The 2,406-nt window shown below is 56.6% G+C and carries 4 protein-coding genes; all 4 read right to left on the bottom strand.

From position 1 onward, the window contains the following. A partial coding sequence (locus ACPEES_RS23165) for a hypothetical protein (protein ID WP_435106830.1) occupies positions 1-185 on the bottom strand: 185 nt, incomplete at its 3' end. Positions 186-260: 75 nt separating this feature from the next. Then, entirely contained in the window at positions 261-854 is a 594-nt protein-coding gene (locus ACPEES_RS23160; RefSeq protein WP_435106828.1) for a hypothetical protein, read from the bottom strand. Further along, positions 851-1,990 (bottom strand): outer membrane protein assembly factor BamB family protein, encoded by a 1,140-nt coding sequence (locus tag ACPEES_RS23155; RefSeq protein WP_435106827.1) that lies wholly within the window; start codon positions 1,988-1,990, stop codon positions 851-853. The genes ACPEES_RS23160 and ACPEES_RS23155 overlap by 4 nt, the downstream gene beginning before the upstream one ends. A 38-nt stretch (positions 1,991-2,028) precedes the next feature. Beyond that, on the bottom strand, positions 2,029-2,406 hold a 378-nt coding region (locus tag ACPEES_RS23150), incomplete at its 5' end, for a hypothetical protein (RefSeq protein ID WP_435106826.1).

The raw sequence follows: 2,406 nt of genomic DNA, 5'->3' as shown, positions 1-2,406 counted from the left end.
ATGGGCGCGCCGTTGGGACCGGTAATCGTGCCCCGGGCGGCCACCACCCCGGCCTTCACCCGCTGGCCCCCGGAGATGGGCGCGTACAGCGCGCTCGCCGTCTCCATGGCCAGCAGCGCCAGCGCTACCAGCGCGAGCACTGCCGCGGCACAACGTGTGGTTACTATCGTCCTTGAAGCCGACATGGCACGTCCGTGTGGTCAATGGTGAACCAACCGCCCCGTCGTGGGCGGCTGGCGTTCATCGATGCAGCGTGGGGCTTAGCGCGCTTCTATCGTGCGCGCGATCAGCGGTGTCTGTTGGTGCGCTTCGATGAAGTCCTGAATACGGCCCAGCTCTTCATCGGGATGAAGCAAAGGCGAGACGTTGGCCACGCCTTCCAGCGCGTCCGAATCTTCGAACAGACGGTGAACGGCGCGTGCCACCGCCGCCGGCGTCAACGTCGTCTCATCCAGGGGCACCAAAAGGTCGACCACCTCCGTGCGGCAGCGTGCGCCCGTCACCGGCTCCTCGAGCTCGTAGTAGCACGGCACAAAGCCGTCACGGGGCCACTCGAAACGGGTCAAGGCCGCCCAGTCCAACGGGGGCTCATCGTCGTCATGGTCGGTGGTCAGGCGCACGTCGTGGCCGTCGTGTTCCCGCAGGAACGCGCGATACGCCTCGATGTCATAGGGCCGCAGCCCCAGCGCGCTCAGCCCGTCGTAGAGCCAACCGAACGTATAGGCCGTCCCGCCCCAATCGTCGTCGGGGATGGCGGTCACCGCCAGGGACGGGGTCCCGAACACGCCACCGTCGCCGATCTCCGGCGCCTCGACGTTGCAGTCCACGCAAAAGGTCTGGCAGCGAACGCTCATGCCTGCTCCGCTCCTTGTTGGTCATCGTCGCTTTGGAACCAAATCAGCTCCTGGGTCCGGCCGCTCGCAATGAGAAAACCGCCGGGAACGCGCACCGGCTGGCTGCTGAATATCGGCGCCTCCTTGTGCTCGTAGCGCCACACGTACTCCCGGGCTTCGACGTCATAGGCGGCGATGTGGTGGCGAGACCCGCCGACGAAATACTTGTCGATCATCACCGACCCGGCGCAGCCACTCGGGGTGAAAGGCTCGTCGAGCTGAAACTCAATCTGCCCTGTTTCAGCATCCAAACAGTGCAGTGTGCCAGATTTCCCGAATGCTCCTTGGTTGTCATTGAAGTAAAGTTTACCGTCGCGCAAGCACATATAACGAGCCATTGGCAACCAAGCGGCAGTTACTGGTGATTTTAGCGAGGTCTCCCATAAAGATTCGCCAGTGCGAACGTCCAAGGCGACCATTAGACCAAAGTCGTAACTGAGGAAAACTTTTCCGTCCACAACGGGACCTAATTTACATGGCGGCCCCCTGCGTTCCTCTGAAGGAGAAACGCCACCAGGTCGATTGCGGCGTTTATCAAGCCTATCCGCATAACGAGATTCCAGCCACGAGAGTCTTCTGAACTCCCAAAGCAGATCACCGGATTCTATATCAATCCCGTGAAACGCTTCCAAGTCCTGCAGCACGACTACACCGTCGCCCACACGGAGATCATTATGTCCAGCGTGCTGCCCGCTGAACTCCCAGATACACTCCAGCGTGCGAGTGTTCAGACAGCGAAGCGCGTCATCTACTTTCAGCGTAAAAAGATAATCTGGCGTAACCAAAACAGGAACTTCATAACCAATGCCAGCATATTCCATTTCGCCATTGGCCAAATTGACACGTTGAATTCCTCCATCTAGGAGAACGAACCCAACATCATCATCAACTGGATACACAATAGATTCCAGATCGTCGCGGGGACCAATGACCCACTGCAATTCACCGGACAATCGGCTAATACACGCCACAGCATAGCGATAGAAAGCAATGACGTTGAACCCACACTCATAGAGCACTGAACCCATCGTCAACCCGTCAATTTCCAGACGTTTCCTATTAGTCAAATTGATCGACTGTGGCCGTAGTTGATTCACCACTACACCTCTCAATTCACTTAAACCAAAAACCGTGGTCACGAACCATAGGGCACACGCTTACCCTGAAAAATAACAAGATCACCATCCTCAGGAATTGTTTTCTCGGAAGAATTTCGCGCGGCATCAATCATACGCTCCAGCTTCGCCTTGGACTTTTTCCTAACAGTAACATCGTAAAGGCTGTCCAATACCTCCTTACCCGCTTTCTCCATCGCATCCAACATTGCGCCGGAGCCATCCGAGCCACCTCGGAACACAATGTGAATCTTATCCAGCTCACGCTCTATGACATCGTATGGCGCGCTGGGGCCGATTTCCGCGATCACGTCACCTATATCTTTTCTTAAACCGTCAACAACATTTTCAGTATTTTTTAGGCCATAATTTGATAAACTCTTGGTTTCGAAACGCCT

This window comes from Arhodomonas sp. AD133 (assembly GCF_051195215.1).
GTDB lineage: Bacteria > Pseudomonadota > Gammaproteobacteria > Nitrococcales > Nitrococcaceae > Arhodomonas.
Note: the sequence above shows the minus strand (reverse complement) of the source record. Positions and strands in the feature narration are given on the sequence as shown.